23 protein-coding genes are annotated in these 26,409 nt (G+C 51.5%); 6 read left to right on the forward strand and 17 right to left on the reverse strand.

Going from position 1 to position 26,409, the window contains the following annotated elements; all coding sequences use genetic code 11:
• Positions 1–25 precede the first annotated feature (25 nt).
• The 15 genes from EBA_RS11225 to EBA_RS11295 all read right to left on the reverse strand — a co-directional run bounded on the left by EBA_RS11225 (position 26) and on the right by EBA_RS11295 (position 18,641).
• Positions 26–670: a response regulator transcription factor gene (locus EBA_RS11225; protein ID WP_192374799.1), complete on the reverse strand. Its 645-nt coding sequence runs from the start codon at positions 668–670 to the stop codon at positions 26–28.
• On the reverse strand, positions 667–1,980 hold the full coding sequence (locus EBA_RS11230; protein ID WP_192374800.1) for a sensor histidine kinase: 1,314 nt from the start codon (positions 1,978–1,980) through the stop codon (positions 667–669). Before EBA_RS11230 ends, EBA_RS11225 begins: the two co-directional genes overlap by 4 nt.
• 203 nt (positions 1,981–2,183) lie before the next feature.
• Positions 2,184–6,134 carry a phosphoribosylformylglycinamidine synthase gene (purL, locus tag EBA_RS11235; protein ID WP_192374801.1) on the reverse strand — a complete coding sequence of 1,317 codons (3,951 nt, stop codon included), beginning with the start codon at positions 6,132–6,134 and terminating at the stop codon, positions 2,184–2,186.
• A gap of 105 nt (positions 6,135–6,239) precedes the next feature.
• Positions 6,240–6,995: an outer membrane protein assembly factor BamC gene (bamC, locus tag EBA_RS11240; RefSeq protein ID WP_192374802.1), complete on the reverse strand. Its 756-nt coding sequence runs from the start codon at positions 6,993–6,995 to the stop codon at positions 6,240–6,242.
• 2 nt (positions 6,996–6,997) lie between these two features.
• Positions 6,998–7,837: a 4-hydroxy-tetrahydrodipicolinate synthase gene (gene dapA / locus EBA_RS11245; RefSeq protein ID WP_192374803.1), complete on the reverse strand. Its 840-nt coding sequence runs from the start codon at positions 7,835–7,837 to the stop codon at positions 6,998–7,000.
• A 104-nt stretch (positions 7,838–7,941) separates the two neighbouring features.
• A complete protein-coding gene (locus tag EBA_RS11250) occupies positions 7,942–8,397 on the reverse strand; it encodes a YaiI/YqxD family protein (RefSeq protein ID WP_456085607.1) in 456 nt (151 codons plus the stop codon).
• Positions 8,398–8,399: 2 nt separating this feature from the next.
• Positions 8,400–9,095, reverse strand: a complete 696-nt coding sequence (locus tag EBA_RS11255) for a phosphatase PAP2 family protein (protein ID WP_192374804.1) — start codon at positions 9,093–9,095, stop codon at positions 8,400–8,402.
• A complete protein-coding gene (locus EBA_RS11260; protein WP_225616170.1) occupies positions 9,076–10,617 on the reverse strand; it encodes an ArnT family glycosyltransferase in 1,542 nt (513 codons plus the stop codon). The genes EBA_RS11255 and EBA_RS11260 overlap by 20 nt, the downstream gene beginning before the upstream one ends.
• A 6-nt stretch (positions 10,618–10,623) precedes the next feature.
• Positions 10,624–12,369 carry a single-stranded-DNA-specific exonuclease RecJ gene (recJ, locus tag EBA_RS11265; RefSeq protein WP_192377260.1) on the reverse strand — a complete coding sequence of 582 codons (1,746 nt, stop codon included), beginning with the start codon at positions 12,367–12,369 and terminating at the stop codon, positions 10,624–10,626.
• Between the two features lie 54 nt (positions 12,370–12,423).
• Positions 12,424–13,518 (reverse strand): threonine synthase, encoded by a 1,095-nt coding sequence (gene thrC / locus EBA_RS11270; RefSeq protein ID WP_192374805.1) that lies wholly within the window; start codon positions 13,516–13,518, stop codon positions 12,424–12,426.
• Between the two features lie 3 nt (positions 13,519–13,521).
• Positions 13,522–14,832 (reverse strand): homoserine dehydrogenase, encoded by a 1,311-nt coding sequence (locus EBA_RS11275; RefSeq protein ID WP_192374806.1) that lies wholly within the window; start codon positions 14,830–14,832, stop codon positions 13,522–13,524.
• Positions 14,833–14,869: 37 nt separating this feature from the next.
• Positions 14,870–16,054 (reverse strand): alanine transaminase, encoded by a 1,185-nt coding sequence (gene alaC / locus EBA_RS11280; protein WP_192374807.1) that lies wholly within the window; start codon positions 16,052–16,054, stop codon positions 14,870–14,872.
• Between the two features lie 126 nt (positions 16,055–16,180).
• Positions 16,181–16,339 carry a hypothetical protein gene (locus EBA_RS11285; protein WP_192374808.1) on the reverse strand — a complete coding sequence of 53 codons (159 nt, stop codon included), beginning with the start codon at positions 16,337–16,339 and terminating at the stop codon, positions 16,181–16,183.
• Positions 16,340–16,419: 80 nt separating this feature from the next.
• The gene (locus tag EBA_RS11290) at positions 16,420–17,547 is read right to left on the reverse strand and encodes a GNAT family N-acetyltransferase/peptidase C39 family protein (protein ID WP_192374809.1); all 1,128 of its coding nucleotides are present in this window, start codon (positions 17,545–17,547) and stop codon (positions 16,420–16,422) included.
• Positions 17,544–18,641, reverse strand: a complete 1,098-nt coding sequence (locus EBA_RS11295; RefSeq protein ID WP_324615349.1) for a DUF2817 domain-containing protein — start codon at positions 18,639–18,641, stop codon at positions 17,544–17,546. The genes EBA_RS11290 and EBA_RS11295 overlap by 4 nt, the downstream gene beginning before the upstream one ends.
• A gap of 162 nt (positions 18,642–18,803) precedes the next feature.
• On the opposite strand from EBA_RS11295, the gene EBA_RS11300 reads away from it, so the two are divergent.
• From EBA_RS11300 to EBA_RS24560, 6 genes are all read left to right on the forward strand, one after another.
• Positions 18,804–20,282: a RimK family protein gene (locus EBA_RS11300; protein ID WP_192374811.1), complete on the forward strand. Its 1,479-nt coding sequence runs from the start codon at positions 18,804–18,806 to the stop codon at positions 20,280–20,282.
• A complete protein-coding gene (locus EBA_RS11305; RefSeq protein ID WP_192374812.1) occupies positions 20,279–21,181 on the forward strand; it encodes a carbohydrate kinase family protein in 903 nt (300 codons plus the stop codon). The genes EBA_RS11300 and EBA_RS11305 overlap by 4 nt, the downstream gene beginning before the upstream one ends.
• A 72-nt stretch (positions 21,182–21,253) precedes the next feature.
• Positions 21,254–22,171, forward strand: a complete 918-nt coding sequence (locus tag EBA_RS11310; RefSeq protein WP_192374813.1) for a DUF2971 domain-containing protein — start codon at positions 21,254–21,256, stop codon at positions 22,169–22,171.
• A gap of 176 nt (positions 22,172–22,347) precedes the next feature.
• Positions 22,348–23,226, forward strand: coding sequence for a DUF4238 domain-containing protein (locus EBA_RS11315; RefSeq protein WP_192374814.1), 879 nt, complete (start codon positions 22,348–22,350; stop codon positions 23,224–23,226).
• A 457-nt stretch (positions 23,227–23,683) separates the two neighbouring features.
• The gene (locus EBA_RS11320; protein WP_192374815.1) at positions 23,684–24,031 is read left to right on the forward strand and encodes a hypothetical protein; all 348 of its coding nucleotides are present in this window, start codon (positions 23,684–23,686) and stop codon (positions 24,029–24,031) included.
• A 475-nt stretch (positions 24,032–24,506) separates the two neighbouring features.
• Positions 24,507–24,638, forward strand: a complete 132-nt coding sequence (locus tag EBA_RS24560) for a hypothetical protein (RefSeq protein ID WP_267873576.1) — start codon at positions 24,507–24,509, stop codon at positions 24,636–24,638.
• Between the two features lie 162 nt (positions 24,639–24,800).
• Here EBA_RS24560 and EBA_RS11325 read toward each other — a convergent pair whose 3' ends face one another.
• Both EBA_RS11325 and EBA_RS11330 read right to left on the reverse strand, forming a co-directional pair.
• On the reverse strand, positions 24,801–25,208 hold the full coding sequence (locus EBA_RS11325; protein ID WP_192374816.1) for a hypothetical protein: 408 nt from the start codon (positions 25,206–25,208) through the stop codon (positions 24,801–24,803).
• A 268-nt stretch (positions 25,209–25,476) separates the two neighbouring features.
• Entirely contained in the window at positions 25,477–26,361 is an 885-nt protein-coding gene (locus tag EBA_RS11330) for a LysR family transcriptional regulator (protein ID WP_192374817.1), read from the reverse strand.
• Positions 26,362–26,409 lie beyond the last annotated feature (48 nt).

Here is a 26,409-nt window from a genome sequence, read left to right on the forward strand (position 1 = left end):
ACATATCCGCCTCCTAAACCAATTCTCAGCGCGCCGTCATCCCTAAATTGACCGCTATATGCGCAAGCTCAGTCGTGGTATCCACTTGCAGCTTTTTTTTGATTTGTGTGGCGTAGTTCGCCACGGTTTTATGCCCCAGACATAATTGATCGGCGATTTTATGCACTGTCAATCCTTGGGCCAGTAAACTGAATACATCGAATTCGCGCGGCGAGAAACTAGCGATGATGGTTTGCTGTCCGGTGTGTTGCCGCGTTTCGTCGCTAACCTTGATTAAACCGTGCTCTACATACTGTTGACCAGACATAATTGCTCTGATTGCTTCAGCAAGGATACCGGGGGCGCTATTTTTGGTGATATACCCTTGCGCGCCGGCAGCTAAAGCCCGGCTGACATATACTTGTTCATGATGCACACTGAAAACTAAAATTCTCGCCTGGCTGTCGCGCTGGGTTATGCGGCGAATGGTTTCCAAACCGCCAATGCCGGGCATGGACAAATCCATCACCAACATGTCGGGCTGTAATTCTTGATAAAGTTGAATGGCCTGTTCGCCACGTTCGGCTTCGCCGATCACTTCTACACTATCCCCGGCAGCCAACAGCATCTTAAAACCAGCGCGTACGACCAAATGATCGTCTACCAGCACGATTTTTATCTTGTTATTCATATCAGCGGGATTCGCGCATTGATTAGCATACCTGCGCCGGGTTGCGACGATACTTGCAACTCGCCGTCCAAAGACTTAATGCGTTCCTTGATGCCCAATAAACCGAAGCCTTGACTAGTAGTCTGCAAATCGCAGCCTCGCCCGTCATCCTGCACTTTTAGCTGTAAACATATGTGAGGTTGATCGAGTTTTTCCAAGTCGATACTAACCTTATGCGCCTGAGCATGGCGGACGACATTGGTCAAACATTCCTGTATCACTCGAAATACTTGAATAGTCAGATTTTTATCCAGACCGTCTACTGCGTCGCTACAGCGGATTGTCAGTTGCAGATCGGCATTGCGTTCCGACCAATGATTAACCATCTCCTCCAAGGTGGCCTTCAAACCCAATTCAGTCAACACCAGAGGATGCAATTGCTGCATCATCGAGCGCACCACAGTCATTAAATGATCGCAAATTTCCGAGATTGACGAAGTTATTTTGGCAGCATCGGCTTTTCGATGCCCTGCCGTTACCGCCATCACTTTTATGGCTGTCAGAGATTGGCCTAATTCGTCATGCAATTCCTGCGACAGACGTTGGCGCTCTTCCTCTTGTATCGCCAATGAATGCTGAGTCAAGGCCCGGTTTTCCTGGCGGGCTTTCTCCAGCTCCACAGTCATATGGTTGATTGCCTTGGCAATATCATCGAACTCCTGCGTAGAAAATGGCGGTAATTGTTGCCGATATTGGCCGGTTTCAATTAGTCGCAAGGCATCGACAATTACCGCAATCGATTTCAAAGACTTGTTAAATACCAGATTGACCGCCAGAAAGGTCAACAAGGTCAACAAGGAAATCGACGCAAAAAACGCCGCACTTTCTTGCCAAACCTCGGTGATTTCATCGAGCGGCTGAGCCTGGATAATCAGTGTCAACAGCTTACCATCCTGCATATTCAATTGATGTTCAACCTTAGGGTAATCGCTTTTTACCAAACGGATAAACCAGCCGGGCGGCATTTCTTCGGGGTTACTCGGCTGATTTTCGCCGGCGAAATGGATCAGTTGTCCATCCGGCTTTTGCAATTGGATGCTCAAATGCCGCGTTTGTCGTAACGCGCTGAAGCGGGATAAATCGTCGCTTTGTTGAAATACCGGAGTATCGGCAATGCCCAAGGTAATTAACTGCAAGGCCAAATGAATCGAGGCGTCGACTTCCTTTGCCACCGACTGGCGCGCCTGCCAAACCGCAATCGCCCCGCCCAATACCAAAATACAAATCGAAGACAGCAGGATGCGACAAATAATCTGGTAGCGAAGGCTCATGACATGAAATATGTGTAAACCCGCCATTATCCAGCTTGGCTTCCTGTACAGCCATAGGAAAAATTCTTATTTTTCCCCTTAGCCAAGTAATTTCATTTTAACGCTTAGTTCTACTTTGTCGTGCGCCTTGTCACGGCGCACGACAAAGCAGAATTAGGCTCCAGACTAATTGCCCTCAAGGGAGCCTGAGCGGCAGCATTGAGTTAACCCACCCATACACGAGCATTTCTGAACATTCGCAACCAAGCGCCATCTTCCAGCCAATCGGCCGGATGCCAAGAGTTTTGTATTGCCCTGAAACAACGTTCCGGATGCGGCATCATGATGGTAAAGCGGCCATCGGCGGTAGTTAGACCGGTAATGCCTGACGGCGAACCGTTCGGGTTGGCCGGAAACGCCTCGGTTTCATTGCCGTAATTATCCACATAACTGATCGCGATTTTCGCACCCACGGTCTTATCAGAACCGAATTCGGCGCGACCTTCACCATGAGCTACCACGACCGGCAGTATCGAACCCGCCATGCCTTGAAAGAAGATCGACGGCGATGCTTGTACCTTGACCCTCGCCACCCGCGCCTCGAACTGTTCCGAAAGGTTGCGTTTGAAGGCCGGCCAATGTTCGGCGCCGGGGATGATGTCTTTCAAGCCGGACATCATTTGGCAACCGTTGCAGACGCCAAGGCCGAAGGTATCGTGACGGGCAAAGAAGGCGGCGAATTCGTCGCGAGCCTTGGGGTTGAACAAGATGGAGTTGGCCCAGCCGCCGCCGGCACCCAACACGTCGCCGTAGGAGAAGCCGCCGCAAGCCACCAAGCCTTTGAAATCCGCCAGGCTGACCCGACCGGAAATGATGTCGGTCATGTGCACGTCTATGGCCGCGAAGCCGGCTCTATCAAAGGCCGCAGCCATCTCGACATGGCCGTTGACGCCTTGTTCGCGCAAGATGGCGACTTTCGGGCGTTCAGCAGCCGAGAACTTGGCGGCTATATCGTCGTTGATGTCGTAATTCAGCACGACGGACAAGCCCGGATCGTTGTCGTCGGCAATTCGTTCGAATTGTTGGCGCGCGCAATCGGGATTGTCGCGCAAAGCTTGCATTCGGTAGCTGACTTCCGACCAGGTTTTTTGCAATTCGGGGCGGTTGGCACTGTAGATTTCTTGTCCGTTCTGAACGATGCGCAAGCCTTGACCCGATACCACCTTGCCGACGACATGGGTAAATTCGTCCAGACCGGCTTGATCCAGCAAACGGGCGACATGATCCAGCTCGCCAGTCTTGACTTGCACTACAACGCCCAGCTCTTCGTTGAACAAGGCCGCCAAAGCGTCGCCGCCCAGTTCGGAAATATCCAGATCGACGCCCTTGCGGCCGGCGAATAGCATTTCGGTCACAGTCGCCAGCAAACCGCCGTCGGCGCGATCATGATAAGCCAGCAACAGACCTTTTTCGTTCAAAGCCTGAATGGTATCGAAGAAGCGTTTGAATAAACCGGCATCGTCCAGATCAGGCGCCCGGTTGCCGAGCTGGTTGTAAACCTGCGCCAGCACCGAACCGCCCAGGCGATTCTTGCCATGGCCCAGATCGATCAGCAATAACACGCTGTCTTCGTCGCGCAGCTCGGGCGTCAGGGTTTTGCGAACATCCTGTACCGGCGCGAAAGCGGTAATAATCAGCGACAGCGGCGAAGTCATGGTCGTGTCTTCCCATACGCTCTTCATCGACAAGGAATCCTTGCCGACCGGAATGGCGATGCCCAATTCAGGACACAATTCCATGCCCACCGCCTTGACGGTATCGAACAATGCTGCGTCTTCTCCAGGGCTACCGCAAGCCGCCATCCAGTTGGCGGATAGCTTTACATCACTAAGTTTGCCGATACGCGCCGCCGCCAGATTGGTCAAAGCCTCGCCTATCGCCATGCGTCCTGAGGCCGGGCCATTGATAAGCGCTAATGGCGTGCGTTCGCCCATCGCCATGGCTTCACCGGAGTGCGCATAAAAACCGGATGCGGTCACCGCAACATCGGCCACCGGAATTTGCCAGGGACCGACCATCTGGTCGCGCGCCACCAAACCGGTCACCGAGCGATCTCCGATATGAATCAAGAAACTCTTGTCTGCCACAGCCGGGAATGCCAAAACGCGTTTCACGGCTTCCGCCAGATCAACTTTATCCAGTTGCAGACTCGGCAAATTCTTGTTTAACCGTTGCACATTTCTATGCATTTTCGGCGGCTTGCCGAACAGCACGGACATCGGCAAATCGACGGGGTGACCGCCGACGGACATGGATGTGCTAGTGTCGCCGGAAGCAGGATGCTGGGGGCGACCTAGCCATTCGTCGCTCAGGGTCAAATGCTCGGCATCGGTGGCTTCACCTATCACCGCATACAAGCAATGCTCGCGTTTGCAGAACGATTCGAACAGTTCCAGCGATTCCGGTTTGATTGCCACCACATAGCGTTCCTGGGCTTCGTTGCACCAGATCTGCATCGGCGACATGCCTTTGTCGGCGTTCTGCACCTTACGCAGCTCGAAGCGGCCGCCGCGGTCGCAGTCGTGAATGATCTCGGGTACCGCATTCGACAAACCGCCGGCGCCGATGTCGTGGATCGAGATAACCGGCGTGTTCTCGCCCAGCGAGTTGCAATGGTTGATGACTTCCTGGCAACGGCGCTCCATTTCCGGGTTTTCGCGTTGAACGGATGCAAAATCCAGTTCTGCGGCACTTTCGCCGGAGGTTTGCGAGGACGCCGCACCGCCGCCCAGGCCGATGAGCATGGCCGGACCACCCAAGATAATGATCAATGAGCCAGCCGGAATTGGCTGTTTGTCGACCAGCATCGGCCGGATATTACCCATGCCGCCGGCGATCATGATGGGTTTGTGGTAACCGCGGTATTGGTTGGCTTCGCCGGTTTCAGAAGGTTGTTCGAAGCTGCGAAAGTAGCCGGCGATATTGGGCCGGCCGAATTCGTTATTGAACGCCGCGCCGCCTATAGGACCTTCCAGCATAATGTCCAAAGCCGAAACGATACGCTCGGGTTTGCCGTAATCGGCTTCCCAAGGTTGCGAAAAACCGGGAATTTTTAGATGCGACACGCTGAAACCGGTCAGGCCGGCTTTGGTCGCAGAACCCCGACCAGTAGCGCCTTCGTCGCGAATTTCGCCGCCGGAACCGGTCGCCGCGCCGGGATGCGGTGAAATCGCGGTCGGATGGTTGTGGGTTTCCACCTTCATCAGCATATGCGCTGCTTCCTCGACATAGCCGTAGGCATAGTTATTCGCCGCATCGCGAATGAACACCTGTGCGGTCGGGCCTTCCAGCACCGAGGAGTTGTCGCTGTAGGCCGACAACACGCCTTGAGGATTCAAGGTGTGGGTGTTGCGTATCATCGCGAACAGCGACTTGGCCTGCTCTTCGCCGTCGATAGTCCAACTGGCGTTGAAGATTTTGTGCCGGCAATGTTCCGAGTTAGCCTGGGCAAACATCATGAGTTCCACATCGGTCGGATTGCGGCCCAAACTGACAAAACTCTCGGTCAAATAATCGATCTCGTCGGCAGACAAAGCCATGCCTAATTCGGTGTTGGCTTTAAGTAGTGCATCCCTGCCCTGCTCAATGATGGCTACTTTCTGTAGCGGCTTGGGCTCGTGTTCGGCAAACAAATCCAGTTCAGCCTGATCGTAAACGACTTGCTGGATCATTCTGTCGTGCAGTAAAGCCGCCAACTGATGTTTGCTGGCATCGTTCAAAGTTTCGGTAGTAGTAAAGCGATATTCGATACCCCGTTCGATACGTTTCACCGCCGACAAGCCGCAACGCTCGGCTATTTCCGACGCTTTACTGGACCATGGCGAAATAGTACCTAAACGCGGTACCACCCATAGCGATACGGAGACTTGGTTCGCCGGCGATTGGCCGCCATCTTCTAGCGTTGGCACATTTTCGATATTTTCCTGGCTATAGCCGTAATCGAGCAAGCGTTCCAACATAGCCAATTGCTCGACAGGCAAATCGCCATCGATTTGCACAAAATGCTGAAATCGGGCGCTAACGGCAATGATGCTACCGGCGATGGCCTGCAGTTCGGCCGACAGTTTTTCGATACGAAAACGGGAAAGAGCGGAGGTTCCGGATAGGGTCAACATGGGCTGTGTTTGAATCGATGTTTATAGCTGAAAGAGATAAATACGGGGCATCCCGGAGTAAAACCCGGCAAGCCCCAAATCGCAAGCGCAAGAATTGCAGTGGTCCTACTGTGGTGCAGCAGTGCTATCGGCAGCACCATCCGCCTTTGCTGGGGTACTGCTGGGAATATCCAGGTTAATGCCTTCGGTTATTAATCTGAGCAAAGAAGTTGCGGCGGTATTTGACAGGGTTTTGCCGTCGCTATCCTGCACGGTAACTTCGGTAAGCAGCTCATCGAGTTGATGTAGACTCACCCGATATTCTTGTTCTTGACTAGGATCGTCGCCGAATAAAAAATTGATTTCGTCCAAAATCGAGCCATCTTCCGGCTTAATCGCGTTAGGGTCGTATTTTACGAAGAAATAGCCTTTATCCATATTCCGCTCGACCACTTCCAATTTTTCCCGGCTCAAGGCTTTGCCAACTGTCCACCACGCTTGGGTCGCGGATTGATCAATTTGCAAACTGCTGACGCCACTGCTAGCGGTGCTTTGCGCACTATGCCCGGAGGCGGGTGTTGCTACAGTCTGATTAGCTTCGGGTTTCTCCGACTTGCCGGGTACTGACTCGGCGGTATCAGGGGCCGGAGATTTGACAGACTCTTGCTGCACCGGTGCGACTGTGGGTTCCGGCGTATTGCTTAGCGGGCGCGTCGCCAAGGTTTTGGTTTTCAGATCATCCGGGACGACCAATTCAGGGATTTCGGTCGTAAATTGATAATCTCTTTCCTTATCCGGAAACCAGCTTTTGATGGTGCTGCAAGATGCATTCACCAACAATGCCGAAACCAGCACCACACGACCGTATAGGCTAATTTTCATGCTTATAAAACACCGGCTTGATGCATCGCTGCGCGCACAGTAGCGAAACAGTCCTCGGTTAACCAAGTCAAGGGCAAACGAATGCCGTTGCCCATCAAGCCCATTTCAGCCACCGCCCATTTGACGGGAATAGGATTGGACTGAACGAACAGGCTGCCATGTAATCCGGTCAATTTGGCGTCTATCGCCTCGGCAGTTGCGCGATCACCGCTCATCGCCGCTGCCAACATTTCATGTACGAGCTTAGGCGCCACGTTGCCGGTTACCGTGATGCTGCCGTTACCACCCAACAAACAAAATTCGCAACTGGTGGCGTCGTCACCGGTATACAGCGCAAAATCATCGCCGGTTAAATCCCTAATCTGCTTCACTCTTTCCAGTTTGCCGGTGGCTTCTTTCACCCCGACTATATTGGCGATTTTAGCTAGACGCCCGACGGTTTCCGGCAACAGATCGCAAGCGGTACGGCCTGGCACGTTGTAGAGGATTTGCGGAATGTCGACCGCTTCGGCGATGGCTTTGTAATGCAGATACAAACCTTCCTGAGTCGGCTTGTTGTAATAAGGCGTGACCAGCAAACAGGCATCCGCCCCGGCTTGCTTGGCTTTTTGGGTCAGACGAATGGCTTCACGCGTGCAATTGGCGCCGGTGCCGGCAATCACCGGTATCCGCCCCGACACGCAATCGACGATAAATTTAATTACCGCACAATGTTCGTCTTCGTCGAGAGTGGCCGATTCACCAGTGGTACCGACCGCTACCAAGGCGTCGCTACCCTGCTCTATATGAAATTCTACCAGCCGTTTCAGACTGGCTTCATCCACCGCACCGTCTTCCATCATGGGGTTACCAGTGCAACGATACTACCTTGAATCATGCAAATCTCTCGTGTTTAGGTATATAAAACTGAGCCATTATATCAAGCTAGCCCTGAAAACTCAGCCTGTTATATTTGTCTGACGGCTAGAAATCTATCCAGCGCGTTCGCGAAGTTTTGCACATTTTTCGCCGCCATGGCTGCTACGCCGCCAGATGCCAAACCGTTATCGCGCAAACCTTCCATGAAATCGCGCATGGCCAGTTTTTCGCCGATATTCTCGACAGTGTAAGCTTCACCGCGCGGATTAATCACAAAACCCTGCTTGGCGATGATTTTCGCTGCCAGTGGAATGTCGCCGGTAATAGCCAAATCACCGGCCCGCAGATGCTCGACGATATAATTATCAGCCACATCAAAGCCGCCGCTGACGCGAATGGATTTAATATAGCGGGACGGCGGCGCGGCGACGGTTTGATTGGCGATCAGCAGCAACTCCAATTGTCGTTTTTGCGCGACGCGGAACAGTACGGTTTTAATCAGATTAGGGCAAGCGTCAGCATCCACCCAAATTTTGATTGCCATACTCATTGATCGGCCTTGGTGACAGGTTTGATACGAACATACCAGCCGTAGTACAAGGCATAAGCCACCAAAAACACCAAGTATCCGGACCACAAAATATCTGACGCAAAATGCCCGCCCGAAGTCATCCGTGTAAAACCCAAGGTCCAAGCCAACACTATGGTCAGCAAAAAATAAAGCGCTTTGTGATTTTGCGACAAAAAATACAAAGCAAAAAACGCATAGCCCACCGAGCAATGGCCGCAAACAAAGGACTTATCCAGGGTGTGGCCGAATTTGGCAGGCGGCACATACGGATACTGGCCACCGAATTCGCTAACATGCACGGGCCGGGGTCTACCCCAATGATCTTTAACGATAAGATTGACTACCAGACCCGGACCTAAAGCAATGACTAGCAGAATGTATAAGGCCTTCCTGCGAAAGCGTTGCGTGTAGGCATGAAAATGACTCAGGACGTAAACCGCCAACGCTATCACACCGGACCACATGGTGAATGGAAAAGCGTAGTCGTACAACAGCTTCAACGGCCACCAATGCTGCGTCGGCCAGACATCGCTGGGATTTTCCGGATGATAAAACAAGGCCGCCAAGCGTAAATCCAGATCTGTCAGCCAAAACAATAGCGTGGTCAGTGCCGCCAATATCAACACCAGCAATAGTTCGTTGCGCGCGCGTCTAATTTTCTGATGGGGCATATCCTTCCTTAACTAATGCCGGCCGAACAGTTTCCGGCCAAAACTTCAGGTTTTCACCTAAATACAGGTAATAGGGTGAGTTTGGCTTACTGGGATTAGGAATTTGCGCCAAAAATCGGAAATTTTCGAACGCGGTTTTCAATTCAGCAGGTAAACCTTCCGCCGGCGTTTCCCCAATCACAAAACCGTTTTTACCGATAAATGCTTGCGGACCGGACCAGACTTCGTACTGCGAGGTCACCAAACCACTGCTTTCATAACGATAAACCTTGGGGTGATCCGGTAAATAAAAAGCCAACTCGCTTGCCAAATAACGGTGGCCCAAGGCTACCACAAAGGTATTTTCCGGATTCGGCAAACTGATCAAACGCTCGAAATGCACATTTATCGCTAATTCCTGCCAACTGTTAAAGCGTTTGGTGGGATCGAACGCCGAATTTTGCAATTTGAAGACTTGTAACACGATGGGTAAGGAATAGGTCAACAGCACCATCGCCAAACCCAGTGCAACGCCGTATTTCAAGGCTGTTTTCCAGGCGCCAGCCAGCCAGTTGCCCACCAACAAAATCAGGCCGGTAAAATAAAAAGGCATTGGCCAATTGCCTTGGGCTTTTTGCAGAACACTGAGTAGCAACACGCCCAGCAGTAAAGCTGGCCCCATCAATAGTAAAAAGCGTTGCTCCGCAGCCAAGTGTTTAAAATTGAGCGCCGCTTGCGCGCTGCTAATCACCACCAATACAAACAGCAGCGGCGAGACCAATAAAATCTGATAGAGCAGAAAATCCCCAGCCCATTGCAAATGCTTAACCAGGCTTACCGGTTCGTGGTTGCCGAAATGGCTTTTGCTATGCCCGAACATCACCCAATCGTGTTGCTGGTTCCACCATAAAATCGGCACTGCCGCGAGGATAATGGGTAGCAAATACAGCCAAAACTCTTTTTTCAGCAAGGGCCGCCGCTGACCATCCAAGGACAAAAATATCAGCAACATCAAGGGTAAGATCAGTGCGGACTGCTTGCTCAGCAAGGCCGCCGCACTCGCAAAACCCGCCCATAACCAGGCTCGCGCTTGCTTGTCGAACAATGCTCGTCTTAAATAATAAACGCTCATCATCCAGAAACAATACAGCGGCGCATCTATGGTCATCAGGAAGTTGGCCAACACATTGATAGGCGTGGCCAGCACCAGTAACAGCGCCATGGCAGCGCCGCGCGCACCGTAAAATGCCTTGGCTGTCGCGTGAAAAAAACCTAGAAATACCGTACCCAGCACTAGAGCCGGCAAACGCACGGTAAAGGTATGATCGCCCAACAACCAGGTAAACGCACCAATCAACCAGGCTATCATCGGCGGCTTGCTGTAATAACACCAATCCGGTTGCCGCGACCAATCCCAGTAATAGCTTTCGTCGCCGATCAAATCGAAACCGTTGATCAGCAAAAATCCGCCGCGCAACAGCATGATCACCAGCAGCAGCGCCAGCGTATGTGCGTCTATCCAGCGTAATACTCTCTCAGACATAGGCGCTTATTCCCATTTCTCCAGATAATGCACCAATAGTTGCAGGCTGCGCTGCCCGCGAAATTCATTAATATCCAGCTTATACGCCGCGTTGATTTTTCGGCAACCCAGCCACTTCTCCGGGTGATCGGCGAAAAACGCAATCGCGTCCAACAACTGGCCGCTAAAGGGCAAGCGCAACACAAACTTTAAATGCTGCTGCCCGACGATGCGGCATTGGATCACATCGAACACGCCATTGAACACCGGCTCCGGAAAGCTCTGCCCCCAAACCGCCACTTGTTGCAACGTTTCCGCGAATGCCAGCGTCATGTGCTGCTCATCCAAATCGCCGTCGGAATAGACTTTTTGCTCCAGATCCACCCACTCCAATTTCGCCGCCACCGTCTCGGCGAAAGCCAGCGCAAAATGTGGGTAATCGTGTAGCTTAAGCGTCAGACCCGCCGCCATGGCGTGGCCGCCGAATTTGCTTAAAATTTGCGGATGCTTGGCAGCGATTTCACTGAGCACATCGCGAATATGCACACCATTGATGGAGCGTGCCGAACCTTTGATATCGCCATTATCGGCTGGCGCAAATGCGATCACCGGCCGGTGTAAGCGGTCCTTGATCCGCGACGCCAGGATGCCGATCACCCCTTGATGCCAGTTGCCGTCATACAAACAAACGCCGGCCGGCACGTGTTTTTCATCCAGTGCCTTCATTTCCGAGAGCAATACCATCGCCTCGGTCTTCATCTGGCCTTCGACTTCTTTTCGGTCTTGGTTCAAGGCATGCAATTGCTCGGCTATGTCATGTGCCAAGCCGGCATCGTCGGTCAGCAAGCATTGAATGCCTAAAGACATATCGTCCATTCGTCCGGCGGCATTGAGACGCGGCGCAATGGAAAAGCCCAAATCGCTGGCATGAATCCCGGACAATTGCTTACCGGCCACCTCAGCCAAAGCCTTGATGCCGGGCTGGCATTGCCCGGAGCGGATGCGCAGCAAGCCTTGATGTACCAAAATGCGGTTAACCTGATCCAAGGCCACCACGTCCGCCACAGTACCCAAGGCCACATAATCCAGGAGACGCGCCAGATTCGGCTCGGGAATGCCAGCCTTTTCAAACCAGTGCAATTCACGCAAGCGAATCCGCAAGGCCATCAGGATGTAAAACATCACACCGACACCGGCAATATGTTGGCTCGGAAACTTATCGTCAGGCAAATTGGGATTAACTATCGCATCGGCATCCGGCAGCTCCGAACCCGGCAAATGGTGATCGGTAATCAACACCTTGATACCGGCGGCCTTGGCAGCCTTCACCCCATCGATACTGGAAATACCGTTATCGACGGTAACGATAATGTCGGGCGTTTGCCGCTTCACCAGTTCGACGATTTCCGGCGTCAGGCCGTAACCGTATTCAAATCGATTAGGCACCACAAAATCCACCTTGCCGGCACCTAACAAGAGCAAGCCTTTTAGAGCCAATGCGCAACTGGTGGCGCCGTCGGCATCGAAATCCGCGACCACGGTAATTTTTTGCTGCTGTCTGATCGCGTCTACCAAATGTTCAACCATCTCCTTCATACCGCTTAACAGCCACGGCGACGGTAAACTCGCCAGACTACGATCCAGCTCTTCGGTATTTTGTACGCCGCGACTGCTGAAAATGCGTTGCAGAACCGGGTCCATCTCGCCTAAATGCGTATGCTTGGTCAGCTCCGGCCTGGGTACGATGGCTTTTTTTACGCTTTGCAGATACATATCAAGCAATAAAAAAGCCGGCAATTGCCGGCTTGTCGATGATCATGTTTAAAATCACATCGAGTCCAAAATGGCTTTTTTCACCGCATCCAGGGTGGCGTCTATGGTCACCGGATGCGCGTCTTTACATTGGCTGATGGCGATATCCGGATCCTTGATACCGTTACCGGTCAGGGTGCATACAATTTTGCTGCCCTCAGGAATATTGCCGTTGGCGATGTCATGCAAGGCACCGGCTAACGATGTGGCGGAAGCCGGTTCGCAGAATATACCTTCAAATTGCGACAGCATTTTTTGTGCGGCCAAGATTTGCTGGTCGGTGAACGATACAAACCAACCACCGGATTGTTTCTGCGCAGTCCAAGCGCCATCCCAGGATTGCGGATTACCGATGCGAATTGCGGTGGCCACGGTTTCCGGGTTTTCCACCGGATGGCCGGCTAAAAACGGCGCGGCACCCGCTGCTTGGTAGCCGCACATCACCGGACGTTTTTTGGTCACGGCTTTATGAGTGGCAGTATCGGTTGAATATTCTTTATAGCCCTTCCAGTACGCGGTGATATTACCGGCGTTACCTACAGGCAAACAATGGAAATCCGGAGCATCGCCCAAGGCATCAACGATTTCGAACGCCGCAGTTTTTTGACCGTCGATCCGATAAGGGTTGATGGAGTTAACAATAGTGACCGGGGCGTGATCGGAAATTTTCTTCACAATGTCCATGCCAGCATCGAAATTGCCGTTGATCTGAATGATCTGCGCGCCATACATCAGGGTTTGCGCCAATTTGCCCAGGGCAATTTTGCCTTCCGGAATTAGCACAAAGGCTTTGATGCCGGCCCGCACCGCGTACGCAGCCGCAGCGGCCGAGGTATTGCCGGTAGATGCGCAAATAATGGCTTGACTGCCCTCTTCCACGGCTTTGGTCACAGCCATGGTCATACCACGATCTTTAAACGAACCTGTCGGATTCAAGCCTTCGAATTTAACGTAGATATCGACATCCTTGCCGATCAAGCGCGGGATGTTTTGCAATTGGATCAGCGGGGTATTGCCTTCGCAAAGACTGATCAGCCGGGTGTCGGCGGAGACCGGCAAGCGGTCGCGGTAACGTTCGATGATGCCGGTGTAGCGGGTTTGGTTTGCCATGGTTTATCCTAAAGTTTCCAAGCGAATGCGCGCCACTTTGCCGCTGACTGTCGTCAAGGCTTCGATGTCGGCAATCGCCGCGTTCATTTCTTTTTCCAGCGTCAGTTGCGTCAACATGATGATAGGCACTGAGGTCTCGCCTTGCGGCGGCTCTTTTTGAATTAGCGCTTCGATACTGATGTTGTGCGCGGCTAATATCCGACTCACGTCGGCTAGTACGCCGGGTTTGTCCTCGGCAGTCAGGCGCAGATAGTAAGCCGTTTTGATCTCATCGACCGGCAGCACCGGAATATCGGCAATCGCATCGGCCTGGAAAGCCAGGTGTGGCACCCGGTTTTCTGGATCGCTGGTCATCGCTCTGACCACGTCCACCAGATCGGCCACCACAGCCGAAGCGGTAGGCTCAGCACCGGCACCGGCGCCATAATATAAGGTTGGCCCAACCGCATCGCCACAGACCAACACCGCGTTCATCACACCGTCGACATTAGCAATCAAGCGGCGTTTCGGGATCAAGGTGGGATGCACGCGTAATTCGATGCCATCCTCAGTTTTCCGGGCGATGCCTAGATTTTTGATCCGATACCCTAGCGCTTCGGCGTACTCCACGTCCAGACGGGTGATTTTGGTGATGCCTTCAGTGAAGACTTTGTCAAACTGCAAGGGAATGCCAAAGGCAATCGACGCCAGAATCGTCAGTTTATGCCCAGCGTCTATCCCTTCCACATCAAAGGTCGGATCGGCTTCAGCGTAACCCAGCGCCTGCGCCTCGGCCAACACATCGGCGAAATCACGGCCTTTGTCGCGCATTTCTGTGAGGATGAAATTGCCGGTGCCGTTGATGATGCCGGCCAGCCAGTTGATGCGGTTGCCAGCCAAACCTTCGCGGATGGCTTTGATGATAGGGATACCGCCGGCTACCGCCGCTTCAAACATCACCATCACGCCTTTCTTGCTGGCTTCGGCGAAAATTTCGTTGCCGTGCAAGGCGATCAGGGCTTTATTGGCGGTAACCACATGCTTACCGTTGGCAATCGCACTTAGCACCAGTTGTTTAGCCAAATCGTAGCCGCCGATCAGTTCGACGACCACATCGATGTCCGGATCGTTGACAATCTCGAACGGGTCGCTGGTCAAGGCAATGCCGTCAGTAGCGCAAATCCGCTCCCGGTTTAGATCGCGCGCAGAGGCGCGGGTAACGACAATTTCCCGGCCGGCCCGGCGAGCGATTTCCCCGGCATTCCTTTTCAGTACGTTGACGGTGCCACCACCGACGGTACCCAATCCCAAAACCCCAACTGTTACCGGCTTCAAACCTGACTCCTAGCGTTATACCCAAAAATGGCGGCGATTATACTACGTTGTCTTTTTTCAGCATATTGCGGATGCTGCGCAAGGCTTGGCGGGTGCGGTGCTCGTTTTCGATCAAGCTAAAACGGATGTGATCGTCGCCGTGTTGACCAAAACCGATTCCAGGCGATACTGCCACTTTGGCGTCGATAATCAATTTCTTGGCAAATTCGATAGACCCCATTTCCCGATACGCTGCTGGGATTTTGGCCCAGACAAACATGGTGGCCTTGGGTTTTTCCACATGCCAGCCCATGGCATTCAAGCCGTCGCACAACACGTCGCGGCGGGCTTTGTACATATCGCAAATTTCCTTTACGCACTCTTGCGGTCCTTCCAACGCAGCAATCGCAGCCACCTGAATCGGCGTAAAAGTGCCGTAATCCATATACGATTTGATGCGGGTCAAGGCCGCCACCAAAGTGGGGTTACCGCACATAAAGCCGACACGCCAGCCGGGCATGTTATAGCTTTTAGATAAGGAGAAAAATTCGACAGCGATGTCTTTCGCGCCTTCCACCTGCAATATCGACGGTGCCACGTAGCCATCGAATACGATGTCCGCGTAAGCGATGTCATGCACGACCCAGATCTTGTGTTCCTTACAAATCGCCACCACTTTCTCGAAGAAATCCAGCTCCACGCATTGGCAGGTTGGATTGCCCGGAAAGTTTAAAATCAACATCTTCGGCTTAGGCCAGCATTCGGCGATGCCTTTTTTCAATTCTTCAAAAAAATCGACACCAGGGGTCAACGGCACATGACGAATATCCGCACCGGCGATCACCACGCCATAAGGATGAATCGGATAAGCCGGGTTCGGCACCAGCACCACATCGCCGGGGCCTAAGGTAGCCAGTGCCAAATGCGACAAGCCTTCTTTAGAGCCTATCGTGACGATGGCTTCGGTATTAAAATCCAGATCAACGTCAAAACGCTTTTTGTACCAACCGCAAATCGCTTTGCGTAAGCGCGGAATGCCTTTGGAAACCGAATAGCGATGGGTATCGTCGCGTTGCGCCACTTCCACCATCTTGTCGAGAATATGCTTGGGGGTGGGCTGATCCGGATTGCCCATACCAAAATCGATAACATCCTCGCCCTCCGCTCGGGCTTTGGCTTTCAGCTCGTTGACGATGTTAAAAACGTAAGGCGGCAGACGACTAATGCGATGAAATTCTTCCATTAATGACTCTTGAAATTCTGATTTTGAAGACGGTTTCTAAAGAAAGCCGGCTAAGGTACTGTTGTTGCAGGGCGATGTCAATTTCGGTACAGCGGTACGCATCCGAAAATCGTGATCGGGCAAATTTTAGGGTTGAACTACAGCGCTTGCAGGCACTTCAGCGGCATCCGTGGTTTGCTGGTGTAGGTAGGAGCCGCCGACCAAAAAGGTCAACACCAATAGGAACAAAACCGCGGCAATGTTTTTAACTTTCTTGCTGCCGTCGTCTTGATTATGGTCGTTCATGAATTAAGGTCTCGTGAATATTAGCTGTTTATAGTGCAATTGTACCGTCTGCACCGGCATCTGAGAATGAAAAGCTCGAACTAAATGCCGGGCCAGACGATTACCGCCGTCCGCAAGCGCGATTTGCCGAAGCAGGACATCCGCTCAAAATCCTCGCGGGCGATGGGAATAAACTGGCAATCCAACTCATTCTGCCGACCATCGTCCGGGTCGGAATCGTGCATATACAAGCAGTCCTTATCAAAACCGCTCATCACCACCCAATGCGGAACCTTCTTACGATCCATCGAATAGGTGCTGATTAGAATTAACGGTATCGCCCCGGCTTCGAACGCAGCGATTAAATCGTTCTGTGTAACGTTGGTATAGTGTATCGCCACGCCCTGCTCCACCGCTTCGCGCTTGAAACAGGTGTCGACCAATTCGACGATCTGCTTTTTGTCCTCGCTACGCACGCCATCGATAAACAATGAACCTGTTTGATTGATCCACACCTCCACCGCAAATTGCCGGCGTTTAGCCGCCAGCGCCAAGCCGATGGGATGACAACCGCCGTGGCCGGAGGTCATGAAAATGGTGGTCGCTTCGCGCCATAACTCGATTTCCTGCTCGCGCGATGGCAGATAACTTTTGTTCAGCGCGTGCATCGCCATCATCAGCGCCGCCGGCCCGCAGGTAAACGGCGTGGTTTGCCGCAGCCAATGCACAGAGCGGTGTTGCGGGGTATCGCGATAGCGGCGGATGCGCTTTTGGTAGCGCAAGGCATCTTTATGGTCTTGATAATAGTCGCGATACATACCAAACTTTTGAAAACCCAGCGCCTCATAAAGGCGGATCGCGGGCGTGTTATCCACGGAAACTTCCAGGCGCAGATAAAGACGACCATCGTCACGTGCCGCTTGCTCGCCGGCCAGCATTAAGCTCTTGGCTATTCCATAGCCGCGTAGCTGAGGAGAAACGGCCAGGGAATAAATCCGCGCCAAGCGGGTGCCGGGGTGATAAATGATCAAAATATAGCCGGCCACTAGCCCGGCCCATTCCGCTACCAGCAGCGCGCGATGTTCCGAACTCAACCAATGCCGAAAACTGCGTCGGCTTAATTTGTCGGTCGCGAAACTGGCATTTTCCAAAGCCACCAAACCCTCAAGATCGGCGCTTTGCGCCGGACGCACCGCCAACTCGTGAGCTAAAGCCGGTAAAGCCGTCATGACGATACCCCGCGTAACGCTTGACTCAGCACTTGCCGAGCACGAAATAACACCATTTCTTGCCAGGCGTTGTCGTTGGGACAAAAGTGATGACGCATCACCATGCTGTGCGCAAAACGTTGTTCGTGATTATCCTCTGCGGCCCACAGTTGATGATCGCGCAGCAGCACTTCAAACAAGTGGTCGGTACTGTAAGTGCCAAATTCCAAGGTCACATAACAGCTCTGTGGATTCATGTTGGCGTGCCAGAGATAATCCAACAAGCCCAATTTCGGCACCGAACTGGATGTGCCGGCTAAAGGCAAAGTCACCGAATCGCCATACCAGCCTTGCGCAACCGCTGCTCCGGCGCTATCGGGTTGATGATCGCAAATAATTTCGCCGTAGCCGTAAGGCCCCAGGCCGGTGTGCAAATCTACCACCGCCAAGCGGCGTTGGGCCAAGCCGTGCCGATTGATCAAATCCTCGCAAACCAACCGGCCATGCGCCGGCGCCAGGCCACCGTAAAACGGTCCGGACGGGTCGCGGTATTGGCCGCCGCTGATGGCTTTTTCCAGTGCGACCCGGCCGTATTGCCGGCTAAAATCGGCAAACGCCTGCCGTCTTTGCTCCCCATCCGCCACGAATAGCCAATCCCGCAACAAATCGTAATCCGGGTTTTCCGGCAAGGGTTGGGAAAAGTCCACCGCATTGCGATTTAAATCCACGCCGTCGCCGTCGCAACGCCGCGACCAGGCGTAACCCCAGGGCGTTAAGGCGTGAATCAACAATATCGCCGTATTGTGCGGAATATCCAGCTGGCGATTGCTTAAACCTTGCAGCAGATCGATCTGTATCGCGCTCCCCGCAAAGCCCTCTACACCGTGCGTAGCGGCAATGGCCACCACCAGGTTTTCCGCATTTTCGTCGCCTATCCAGGCGGTGTCAGTGAGCAAGGTTTCACCGTCAGGGCCCAACCCGGCGCATTGATAAATCTGATGGCGCACAGGCAAGGACATTTCCGCCAGTAGCGCTAGCCAACGCTGCTTGGCCGCCGCGTAACTGGGAGGGAATACACTGGTATCGATCTCCGTGCCGTAGGGGGACAAACTCATCTGCATACGCAAAATTTCCGAGACAGTAAATTCACAGTGTGGCAAACCCCTAAGCCGCAAGCAATAGGCAGGCAAAAAGAGAATTGCAGAATTCGGCTTGTCTTAAAACCCGACTGGTTTCAAAATCCCCGCCTAACATAAACCTACCGAGCACTTTTTACCATGGCAAGCACGCTGCTAGTCGTTGACGATCTTACCGATTGGAATCCTTATTACCCTAGCGACCAGGTGGTCAGCTTTGAAGACTATCTAGCCAGCGAACCAGCCGATCCCGAGCAGCGGGTGCGGGTAATCAACCTGTGCAGCAGCTACACCTATTTATCTGATGGCTATTATTGCTCGCTGCTGGCCGAGGCTCGCAACCATCATGTGATTCCGTCGGTAAAAGTCATCAACGACTTGGGCAAAAATGCCTTGTACCGCCTGCAACTGGAAGACTTGAACCAACCGCTGGCGCGGGCCTTCAAACATCAAAACAAAAACGGCGAAGTTACCCTGTACAGTTATTTCGGCACCACGCCAGAACCGGCTTTTCAAGAACTGGCGCGGCTATTGTTCGAGCGTTTCGCCTGCCCGATTTTGGAAATCAGCTTACGCTTTGAGCAGCAATGGCAAATCACCGATCTAAAAGCCGTCTCCCCCAGGCAGTTGGACGATGCCATGCAGACTTTGTTTGCCGATGCGCTGGATCGCTTCAGCAAAAAGGTCTGGCGGAAAAGCCGGACCCGAAAAACCGCGCGCTATGATTTGGCGATTCTGATCAATCCCTCCGAACAATTGCCGCCTAGCAATCGCGGCGCGCTGAAAAAATTTATCGATGCCGGCCGGCAACTGGGTATCGATGTGGAACTGATTACCTTGAATCATTACGGCCGCCTGCCGGAATTTGATGGTTTATTCATCCGTGAAACTACCGCCATCGACCATCACACCTACCGTTTCGCAAAAAAAGCGGAAGCAGAAGGTTTGGTGGTGATCGACGACCCCACCTCCATCCTGCGCTGCGCTAATAAAGTCTATCTGGCCGACCTGTTTCGCACTCATAAAGTGCCGTCGCCCAAAACCTGGATCTTGCACAAGGGCAATACCCAACACCTGGACAATCTGGAAGCCATAGCCGGTTATCCGGTGGTGATCAAAATTCCGGACGGCTCGTTTTCGCGCGGCATCGTCAAAGTGCATAACCGCCAGGAACTGGAGAGCAAAGTCGCCGAGTTATTCGAGCAATCGGCGCTATTGCTGGCCCAGGAATTTTTGTACACCGATTTTGATTGGCGCATCGGCATTTTCAATCAAAAGGCTTTGTACGCTTGCCGCTACTTCATGGTGAAAAACCATTGGCAGATTTATCGGCATGGCGCCAAACGCACCGACAGCGGCAATTTCGACACCCTGCCCACCTTCGAAGTCCCTAAAGGCGTGCTGGACGCGGCGTTACGGGCCACCCAACCCATCGGTAACGGCTTGTACGGTGTGGACGTAAAAGAAATCAAGGGCAAAGGCTATGTGATCGAGGTGAACGATAACCCCAGCATCGACAGCGGCGTGGAAGACAAATATCTGGGTGATGAATTGTACAAAGCCATCATGAGCGAATTCCTGCGGCGCATGGACAACCGCAGCAAAGGTGTGGCGCAATGACCGCCGCACCGCTCGACGTACTTTGTATCGGCCATGCCAGTTACGACTTGGTGTTTTCGGTGCCGCATCATCCCGGCACCGATGAAAAAATCGTCGCCGACGACTTGCTGGGCTGCGGCGGCGGACCCGCGGCCAACGCCGCCGTCACGGTGGCTAAATTGGGCGGCAAAGCCGGCTTTTGCGGCTATTTGGGTCATGATGTATATGGTGACAGTCATTTGCGGGAACTAGAGGATCACGGTGTCGATACCCGCTTCGTGGTACGCGGCGAGTCGCCCACCCCGTTGTCCACGGTGCTGGTAAAACCGAACGGCCAACGCGCCTTAATCAATTACAAAGGACAAACCAGCGCCCTGCCCGCCACCGCTATCGACTTTGACGGCTTAGCAGCCAAAGTGCTGTTGTTCGATGGTCATGAACCGCATATTTCCCTGCGCTGTCTTGAGCAACTCAGCAAGCCGATACCGACGGTGTTGGATGCCGGCTCCCTGCATGCCGGCACGCAGGCTCTCATGACTAAAGTCGAATATCTGGTCTGTTCGGAAAAATTTGCCGTGCAATATGCCGGCGATGAAAACCTGGCCTTATCCAAACTGGCGCAACTTGCCCCGGTGGTAGTGATTACCCTGGGCGAGCGCGGCTTAATCTGGCAACGCGGCCAGGAACAAGGTAGCCTCAGCGCCCCGCCTATCGTCGCCATAGACACAACCGGCGCCGGCGACGCCTTTCACGGCGCCTTTGCCGCCGGCCTTGCCAAAGACTTGAGCTGGATAGACTTATTGCGCTACGCCAGTGTGGCCGGGGCGTTTTGCTGCTCACGGATGGGGGCTAGGCCGGGTTTACCTAGCTTGAGTGAACATGAAAAATTGCTGGGAAGCTGGAAAGATAGCGATATTTAAAATTAGATGATAACTTGTTAGCTTTAAAATATTGCGTGGTAGATCTGCCAATAAAAGTAAAAATGCCGAATAATGACTTTTTATAAATACACCAATACAAACACTACCAACCTAATACTCGAAAATGAGTCATTGCGATGGTCGAGTCCTGTAATTTTTAATGATATAGAAGAATGCCAATTTACACCTTTCACAAAAGAGCAATATATTAATTCACATGAAAAATGCTGGGATATTCTAACTGAATGCGCAAAAGGAATCTCTGTCTATAACAGTGTTAAATTAAGTGACATCAATAAAACTCTAATTTATATGATACGGCATATGATAGAAGTTGGCACATATAGAAGAGAGCATTTTTCAGAATTCATGGCTAATTTTAATAGGAGCCCTGAATCGGATTTCAGGGATTTTTTAAATATAGCTCAAATCAAATGTTTTCGAATTTTGTGTGTTACAACCGAGTATGATAATAGATTGATGTGGGCTCATTACGCTGATCAACACTATGGGTGTGTTCTTGAGATAGACGAGCCTTTTAAAAAAAAGCCAAATCTATTGAGAGAAGGACCAATAAAATATCATGAAAACTTAACCCCTTCTTTCAATATTCTTGATTATCTTTTGTATGGTGAGACAAAAAAACACCGGGATTCACTCGTCAATGATGTCGTTTTCTCAAAGCGTTCTCTTTGGGGTTATGAAAATGAATATAGATTTTTGTTTTATGAAAGCTTTGGCGAAATATCTGTAACAGTCAACTGCCAAACAAATTCTAAACACATAGATGTCAAAAACCAAAGTGAAGTGCTTTACACTGATGTACCAATTTGTATAGAAGCCATAAAGTCAATTACATTCGGCGCCAGAACAAAAGACGATGACATCGAAGGAGTATTAAAAATTCTGTCAAAAAAAGAATATAAGTGCATGCTCTATAGAATGAAGATGGAAGATGGTCTTATGAAAAGGCAAGCATTGAAATCATGAGCCCCTAGGATGTGGTTAACAACGTGCACCGCATCGTAGGGGAAGGTGTAAGAATTTTTGTGTAAACGATCATTAGGCAAGCCCATAAGATGAGCATAGCATGTGCCGAACGAAAGGAAGCGCATCAGTCACCATCTTATCGAGTTAAAAGATATTGACCACCGCGTTAGGTTCAAATGCTTAAGCAGAAGCAGTTTTCACACAAGCATCATTTCGTCCCTAAGTTCTATCTTCGTGCTTGGTACGATTGCGACGGCATGGGGTTTTGGTTGTACACACGAAATAAAGCCGGGAATATTGTATTGAAGCGTAGACCAGCTAAGTCGGTCGCTTACGTCAACGACCTGTATTCATTCAAACCCGTAGGGCTTCCGTTTCTATCTCAGACTAGTTCTGACGAGCTAGAGCGTAACTTCTTTTCTAATATTGATGATGCGGCGGCGCTGATCCATCAGAAGCTTATTTCTTCAAACATCAATTCGCTATCCGTTGACGATAGGCGAGTATGGTCGCTATTCATTAACTCTCTTCTTGAGCGAAGTCCGAAGCGAATTGCAGAAATCGAGCGATCTGTTAATGCTGCTGAGATCATAGAAGACCTTGTGCGGCGGCGACCGTCCTTGCAATTGCAGGAGATATTGAACAACCTCGATATAGGCGCTGTAGTACGAAACAACCTGCTTACCGCTCTAATAAACTATATATTTGATGAACAATTCATTGAGTACCTTACTCAGTTATGCTGGAGCACATTCGATCTACCAGATGGAGAGCACTTCCTAACGGGTGATTCGCCAGTAGTAGTGAACGGCGGCCTATCGGATAAGCCTATCCACTTGCTGTCTATTGCGTTGTCGCCAAGGCGCCTGCTTGTGATTCATACTTCTGACCCAAATTTTGACGAAAATTTCATTAACCAAATTGCAGTCATGCATAGTATTCAAGTCACCACCCAAACCGAAAAATACTTGGTTTCATCCAGGAAGGTGATCGACGGACTGCATATCAAATATGAACAGGTGGTTAAACTGAAACTAACAAATCTGAATATCTAGCGAATCTATTAAAGAGCCCAGCGGAGCGTCATCCGCCGCCTTAGGATGCCTCTCGATGCATGACGCTATCGCTTATGCATCCTAGGACTGCCGACGATTATAGGGTGGCAAACGAACAGTTAGAGGTCATTGAAATTGCTTCAGCATGAGGCAGTTATTGACCGATAGCCGAACAAGCCTGCCAACAATACATCAATCAATTGCATTCAAGTCCTGAGCGATTGGTTAGTGCCCGGCATGATTTTCTTTGGGGGATTAGAGATTTCCCCTTCATTCGGACCTTGACGCCTCGCGCTAATCGCATTGAGCTATTCGCGCAAACTCCCTTCGCTCGGACTCAGACTAAAACGCTGTATCGCATAGCTTAATAAGCTGGCGAGTAATACAGAAAGCTTTACGACGATAGTAAATCACCTTGTGCGCGAGATTAAACCCGTTGCGCGCTAGGCATTTTGCCTTGCGGGCGAATCAATTTGCCTCGCCCGCAAGGCTTTTAGGTTTAATCGCCAGGCTCGGCAGGCTTGCGCGCAAGGTAAAAATGATTGCGACGATAGCAAAATACCTCGTGCGCAAGCTCAAACGGGTTGCGCGCAAGGTAAAAAGCTTCGCGACCATAGCAAAATGCGTTGCGCGCAAGGCATTTCGCCCGGCGGGCGAATCAATTTACCTTGCCCGCAAGGCTTTTAGGTTTAATCGCCAGCTTGGCAGGCTTGCGCGCAAGCTAAAAAAGATTGCGACGATAGCAAAAGACAGCGTGGGCGAGCTTAAATACTTTGAGCGGAGGGGCATCCACCACGTTGGCTAAGCCTCTCGGGGTATGGCGCAATTGTGTATGTATTCCAAAAAGAGCAAGGCCATAAGGTGCGCTGACTATAGGGTACTGCCGTTAGGCGCACCGTATTGGGCTACCTGCCGCCCAATGGCTTTGAAAGGAAAATGGCAGCACAACAACCTATCTCGGTGTCCGAAAAAAGTTGACCACTACAGTCGGCCATGGCTTGGGCGATCCGAGTCAGGGATTGAACGAGAAGACTGGCCAGAGCAGCCGAAGACGGGCACTTCAGGAGCGGAGCATGCCGCTTTCGGAACCCAATTTTCCATCGGCGTGGAGGCGAATTCACCCACACGATCCTAATTTGCCAGCCACACACTCGATTTGACAGGCAGCAAATGAGTTTATAACTGTCTTTGATCGGCATCCAGCGGCCATTTTTGAAACTATTTGGTGCGGGGATCAATCAATGTCATTATCCCAGCCCTAGTCTTAGAGGATCGCACACATGAGTTTTGCTGCTTTGAGTCAAATATTTTTGTTTCTATTTTGGCCTGGGATTTTGCTGGCGATTTTGTACTTCATTGACAAGGAAAAGTTTAAACAACGCTTGAAGCGGTTTAAATTTAAAGATTGGTAATTCGCAAGGCTGAGCGTATCCCTGTTTCGCCGAAGGGAGAAAGCAAACGATTACCCTACGTGCGCATATTGTCGAGTCATTGCCATCAGGTTTTTCACTTTCTCTGTCCGATGTTGGCCAGTTCATGGCTAGCATTGGCACCAGAAGTTGATGCGGTTTGAATCACTTAAACAAACTGGGTTGCTGGGTATTGTTAACGGACATTAGTAAAGATTTAAAAATTTTAATCGCTTCTTTTAAAGAAGCCTCAGCAGCGACTGAATCACCGTTCTTAATTTGCCGACGTGCATTTTTAAGTGCGTTGGAACCGCGTTCTTTTTTTGCTTCAACCGAACACCTTCCCAAAATGTCGCTGGCAGAGCTCCGCGTGGCATCAATGTAATTTTCCGCCTCATTCAACTTATGCTCAGTCACCGCTTTCAAGGCCGCTTCAAGGTTAACAATGGCATCGTTAGTCGCTTCGGTCGTCAACGCATTTTGAATTTCTGTAAGCGCTGCAATAGGATTAGCAACGCCAAAAAACAGGACTAAAAAACCAACAAGCGGGTATTTTTTCAATCTAACGTTCATGTTCTTACCTTTTTATGTGTTGTTGTGTTCATGCTTAGAAATAACGAAAACCAGGGGTCAGGTCTTGCAATCGAGCATCCATAGCTAAACAGACCCGTCGTTGCACAAATCCCGGTCGTCGTCAGTTGGCAGAACTTGCTCTGCCCAGCAGCAGAATATGCCATTCATGGCATCAAAAGTTGAACATATTGTCTGACACAAATACTAAAAAAATCATTTCAAACGCTATGCCCCTTTTCTCTCACTAAGCCGCCCGATCCCAAATCCCCTACCGCTCAAAATACTCCAACAAAAAATCGATAAACGTGGTCAATTTGGCCGGATAAAAACGCCGTTGCAGATAAGTGGCGTAAATGGCTAGCGCCGGCCGGCGGTATTGCCTGAGGATCTCCACCAACTCACCGCTTTGTAAGTACGGTGCGACCGACAATCTCGGCGCCTGGACGATACCCATCCCCAGGGCCGCCGCCTGACACAATGCGCGCCCGTTGTTAGATGCCAGCACCCAGTCGGATTTGATTTTTTTCAATTCGCCATCGACATTAAACAGCCAAAACTCGCCGTGCGGGGTATCGACATAGTGCAGGCATTGGTGATTGCTGAGTTCGTCTATGGTTTGCGGACAGCCTTTTTCCGATAAGTAGGCCGGCGAGGCATAGGTGCACAATTCGGTCTCGGCGATCTTGCGCGCTACCACGCCGGGGTCCAGGGTGTCGGTGACTAACAAGGAAATGTCGACGCTGCCCACCCGCAAGTTGGGTGGTCTATTATCCAGCGACATCAAAATCTTCACTTCGGGATAACGCTTTAAGTAGCTCTCGATGGCCGGCACCATATACATGCCGCCGAAATCTATCGGCGCACTGATCTTGATAGTACCTTTCACCCGTTCGCCCAACTGCGCGGTGGACGCTTCCAAATCAGCCAAATCTTCCAGCAACTGTTTGCTGCGGTTGTAGTAGGCTTCGCCGGCACTAGTGAGGCTGAGGCTACGCGTCGTGCGGTGCAACAGCACCACGCCCAGGGAGGCCTCCAATTGCGCGATATACTTGCTGATCATCATCGTCGACAGCTTCAACTCTTTGGCCACCGCCGAAAAAGTCCCCAACTCAACGATTCGGCAAAACACCCGCATGTTGTTAAACTTATCCATGACGCCCAACTATAAACTTAAAGTTTATATTTTATAAACTAATTAGCG

Source organism: Methylomonas albis (assembly GCF_014850955.1).
Classification (GTDB): Bacteria; Pseudomonadota; Gammaproteobacteria; order Methylococcales; family Methylomonadaceae; genus Methylomonas; species Methylomonas albis.

What these genes read in the sequence shown, in the direction of transcription:
- bamC (WP_192374802.1), bottom strand. Translation starts at nt 6,995, where the DNA reads ATGAAAATTAGCCTATACGGTCGTGTGGTGCTGGTTTCGGCATTGTTG.
- EBA_RS11305 (WP_192374812.1), top strand. Translation starts at nt 20,279, where the DNA reads ATGACCGCCGCACCGCTCGACGTACTTTGTATCGGCCATGCCAGTTAC.
- recJ (WP_192377260.1), bottom strand. Translation starts at nt 12,369, where the DNA reads ATGTATCTGCAAAGCGTAAAAAAAGCCATCGTACCCAGGCCGGAGCTG.
- EBA_RS11325 (WP_192374816.1), bottom strand. Translation starts at nt 25,208, where the DNA reads ATGAACGTTAGATTGAAAAAATACCCGCTTGTTGGTTTTTTAGTCCTG.
- EBA_RS11225 (WP_192374799.1), bottom strand. Translation starts at nt 670, where the DNA reads ATGAATAACAAGATAAAAATCGTGCTGGTAGACGATCATTTGGTCGTA.
- EBA_RS24560 (WP_267873576.1), top strand. Translation starts at nt 24,507, where the DNA reads ATGAGTTTTGCTGCTTTGAGTCAAATATTTTTGTTTCTATTTTGGCCT.
- EBA_RS11230 (WP_192374800.1), bottom strand. Translation starts at nt 1,980, where the DNA reads ATGAGCCTTCGCTACCAGATTATTTGTCGCATCCTGCTGTCTTCGATT.
- thrC (WP_192374805.1), bottom strand. Translation starts at nt 13,518, where the DNA reads ATGGCAAACCAAACCCGCTACACCGGCATCATCGAACGTTACCGCGAC.
- EBA_RS11290 (WP_192374809.1), bottom strand. Translation starts at nt 17,547, where the DNA reads ATGACGGCTTTACCGGCTTTAGCTCACGAGTTGGCGGTGCGTCCGGCG.
- EBA_RS11260 (WP_225616170.1), bottom strand. Translation starts at nt 10,617, where the DNA reads ATGTCTGAGAGAGTATTACGCTGGATAGACGCACATACGCTGGCGCTG.
- EBA_RS11300 (WP_192374811.1), top strand. Translation starts at nt 18,804, where the DNA reads ATGGCAAGCACGCTGCTAGTCGTTGACGATCTTACCGATTGGAATCCT.
- EBA_RS11285 (WP_192374808.1), bottom strand. Translation starts at nt 16,339, where the DNA reads ATGAACGACCATAATCAAGACGACGGCAGCAAGAAAGTTAAAAACATT.
- EBA_RS11295 (WP_324615349.1), bottom strand. Translation starts at nt 18,641, where the DNA reads ATGAGTTTGTCCCCCTACGGCACGGAGATCGATACCAGTGTATTCCCT.
- alaC (WP_192374807.1), bottom strand. Translation starts at nt 16,054, where the DNA reads ATGGAAGAATTTCATCGCATTAGTCGTCTGCCGCCTTACGTTTTTAAC.
- EBA_RS11330 (WP_192374817.1), bottom strand. Translation starts at nt 26,361, where the DNA reads ATGGATAAGTTTAACAACATGCGGGTGTTTTGCCGAATCGTTGAGTTG.
- purL (WP_192374801.1), bottom strand. Translation starts at nt 6,134, where the DNA reads ATGTTGACCCTATCCGGAACCTCCGCTCTTTCCCGTTTTCGTATCGAA.
- EBA_RS11250 (WP_456085607.1), bottom strand. Translation starts at nt 8,397, where the DNA reads ATGGCAATCAAAATTTGGGTGGATGCTGACGCTTGCCCTAATCTGATT.
- EBA_RS11315 (WP_192374814.1), top strand. Translation starts at nt 22,348, where the DNA reads ATGCTTAAGCAGAAGCAGTTTTCACACAAGCATCATTTCGTCCCTAAG.
- EBA_RS11310 (WP_192374813.1), top strand. Translation starts at nt 21,254, where the DNA reads ATGACTTTTTATAAATACACCAATACAAACACTACCAACCTAATACTC.
- dapA (WP_192374803.1), bottom strand. Translation starts at nt 7,837, where the DNA reads ATGATGGAAGACGGTGCGGTGGATGAAGCCAGTCTGAAACGGCTGGTA.
- EBA_RS11255 (WP_192374804.1), bottom strand. Translation starts at nt 9,095, where the DNA reads ATGCCCCATCAGAAAATTAGACGCGCGCGCAACGAACTATTGCTGGTG.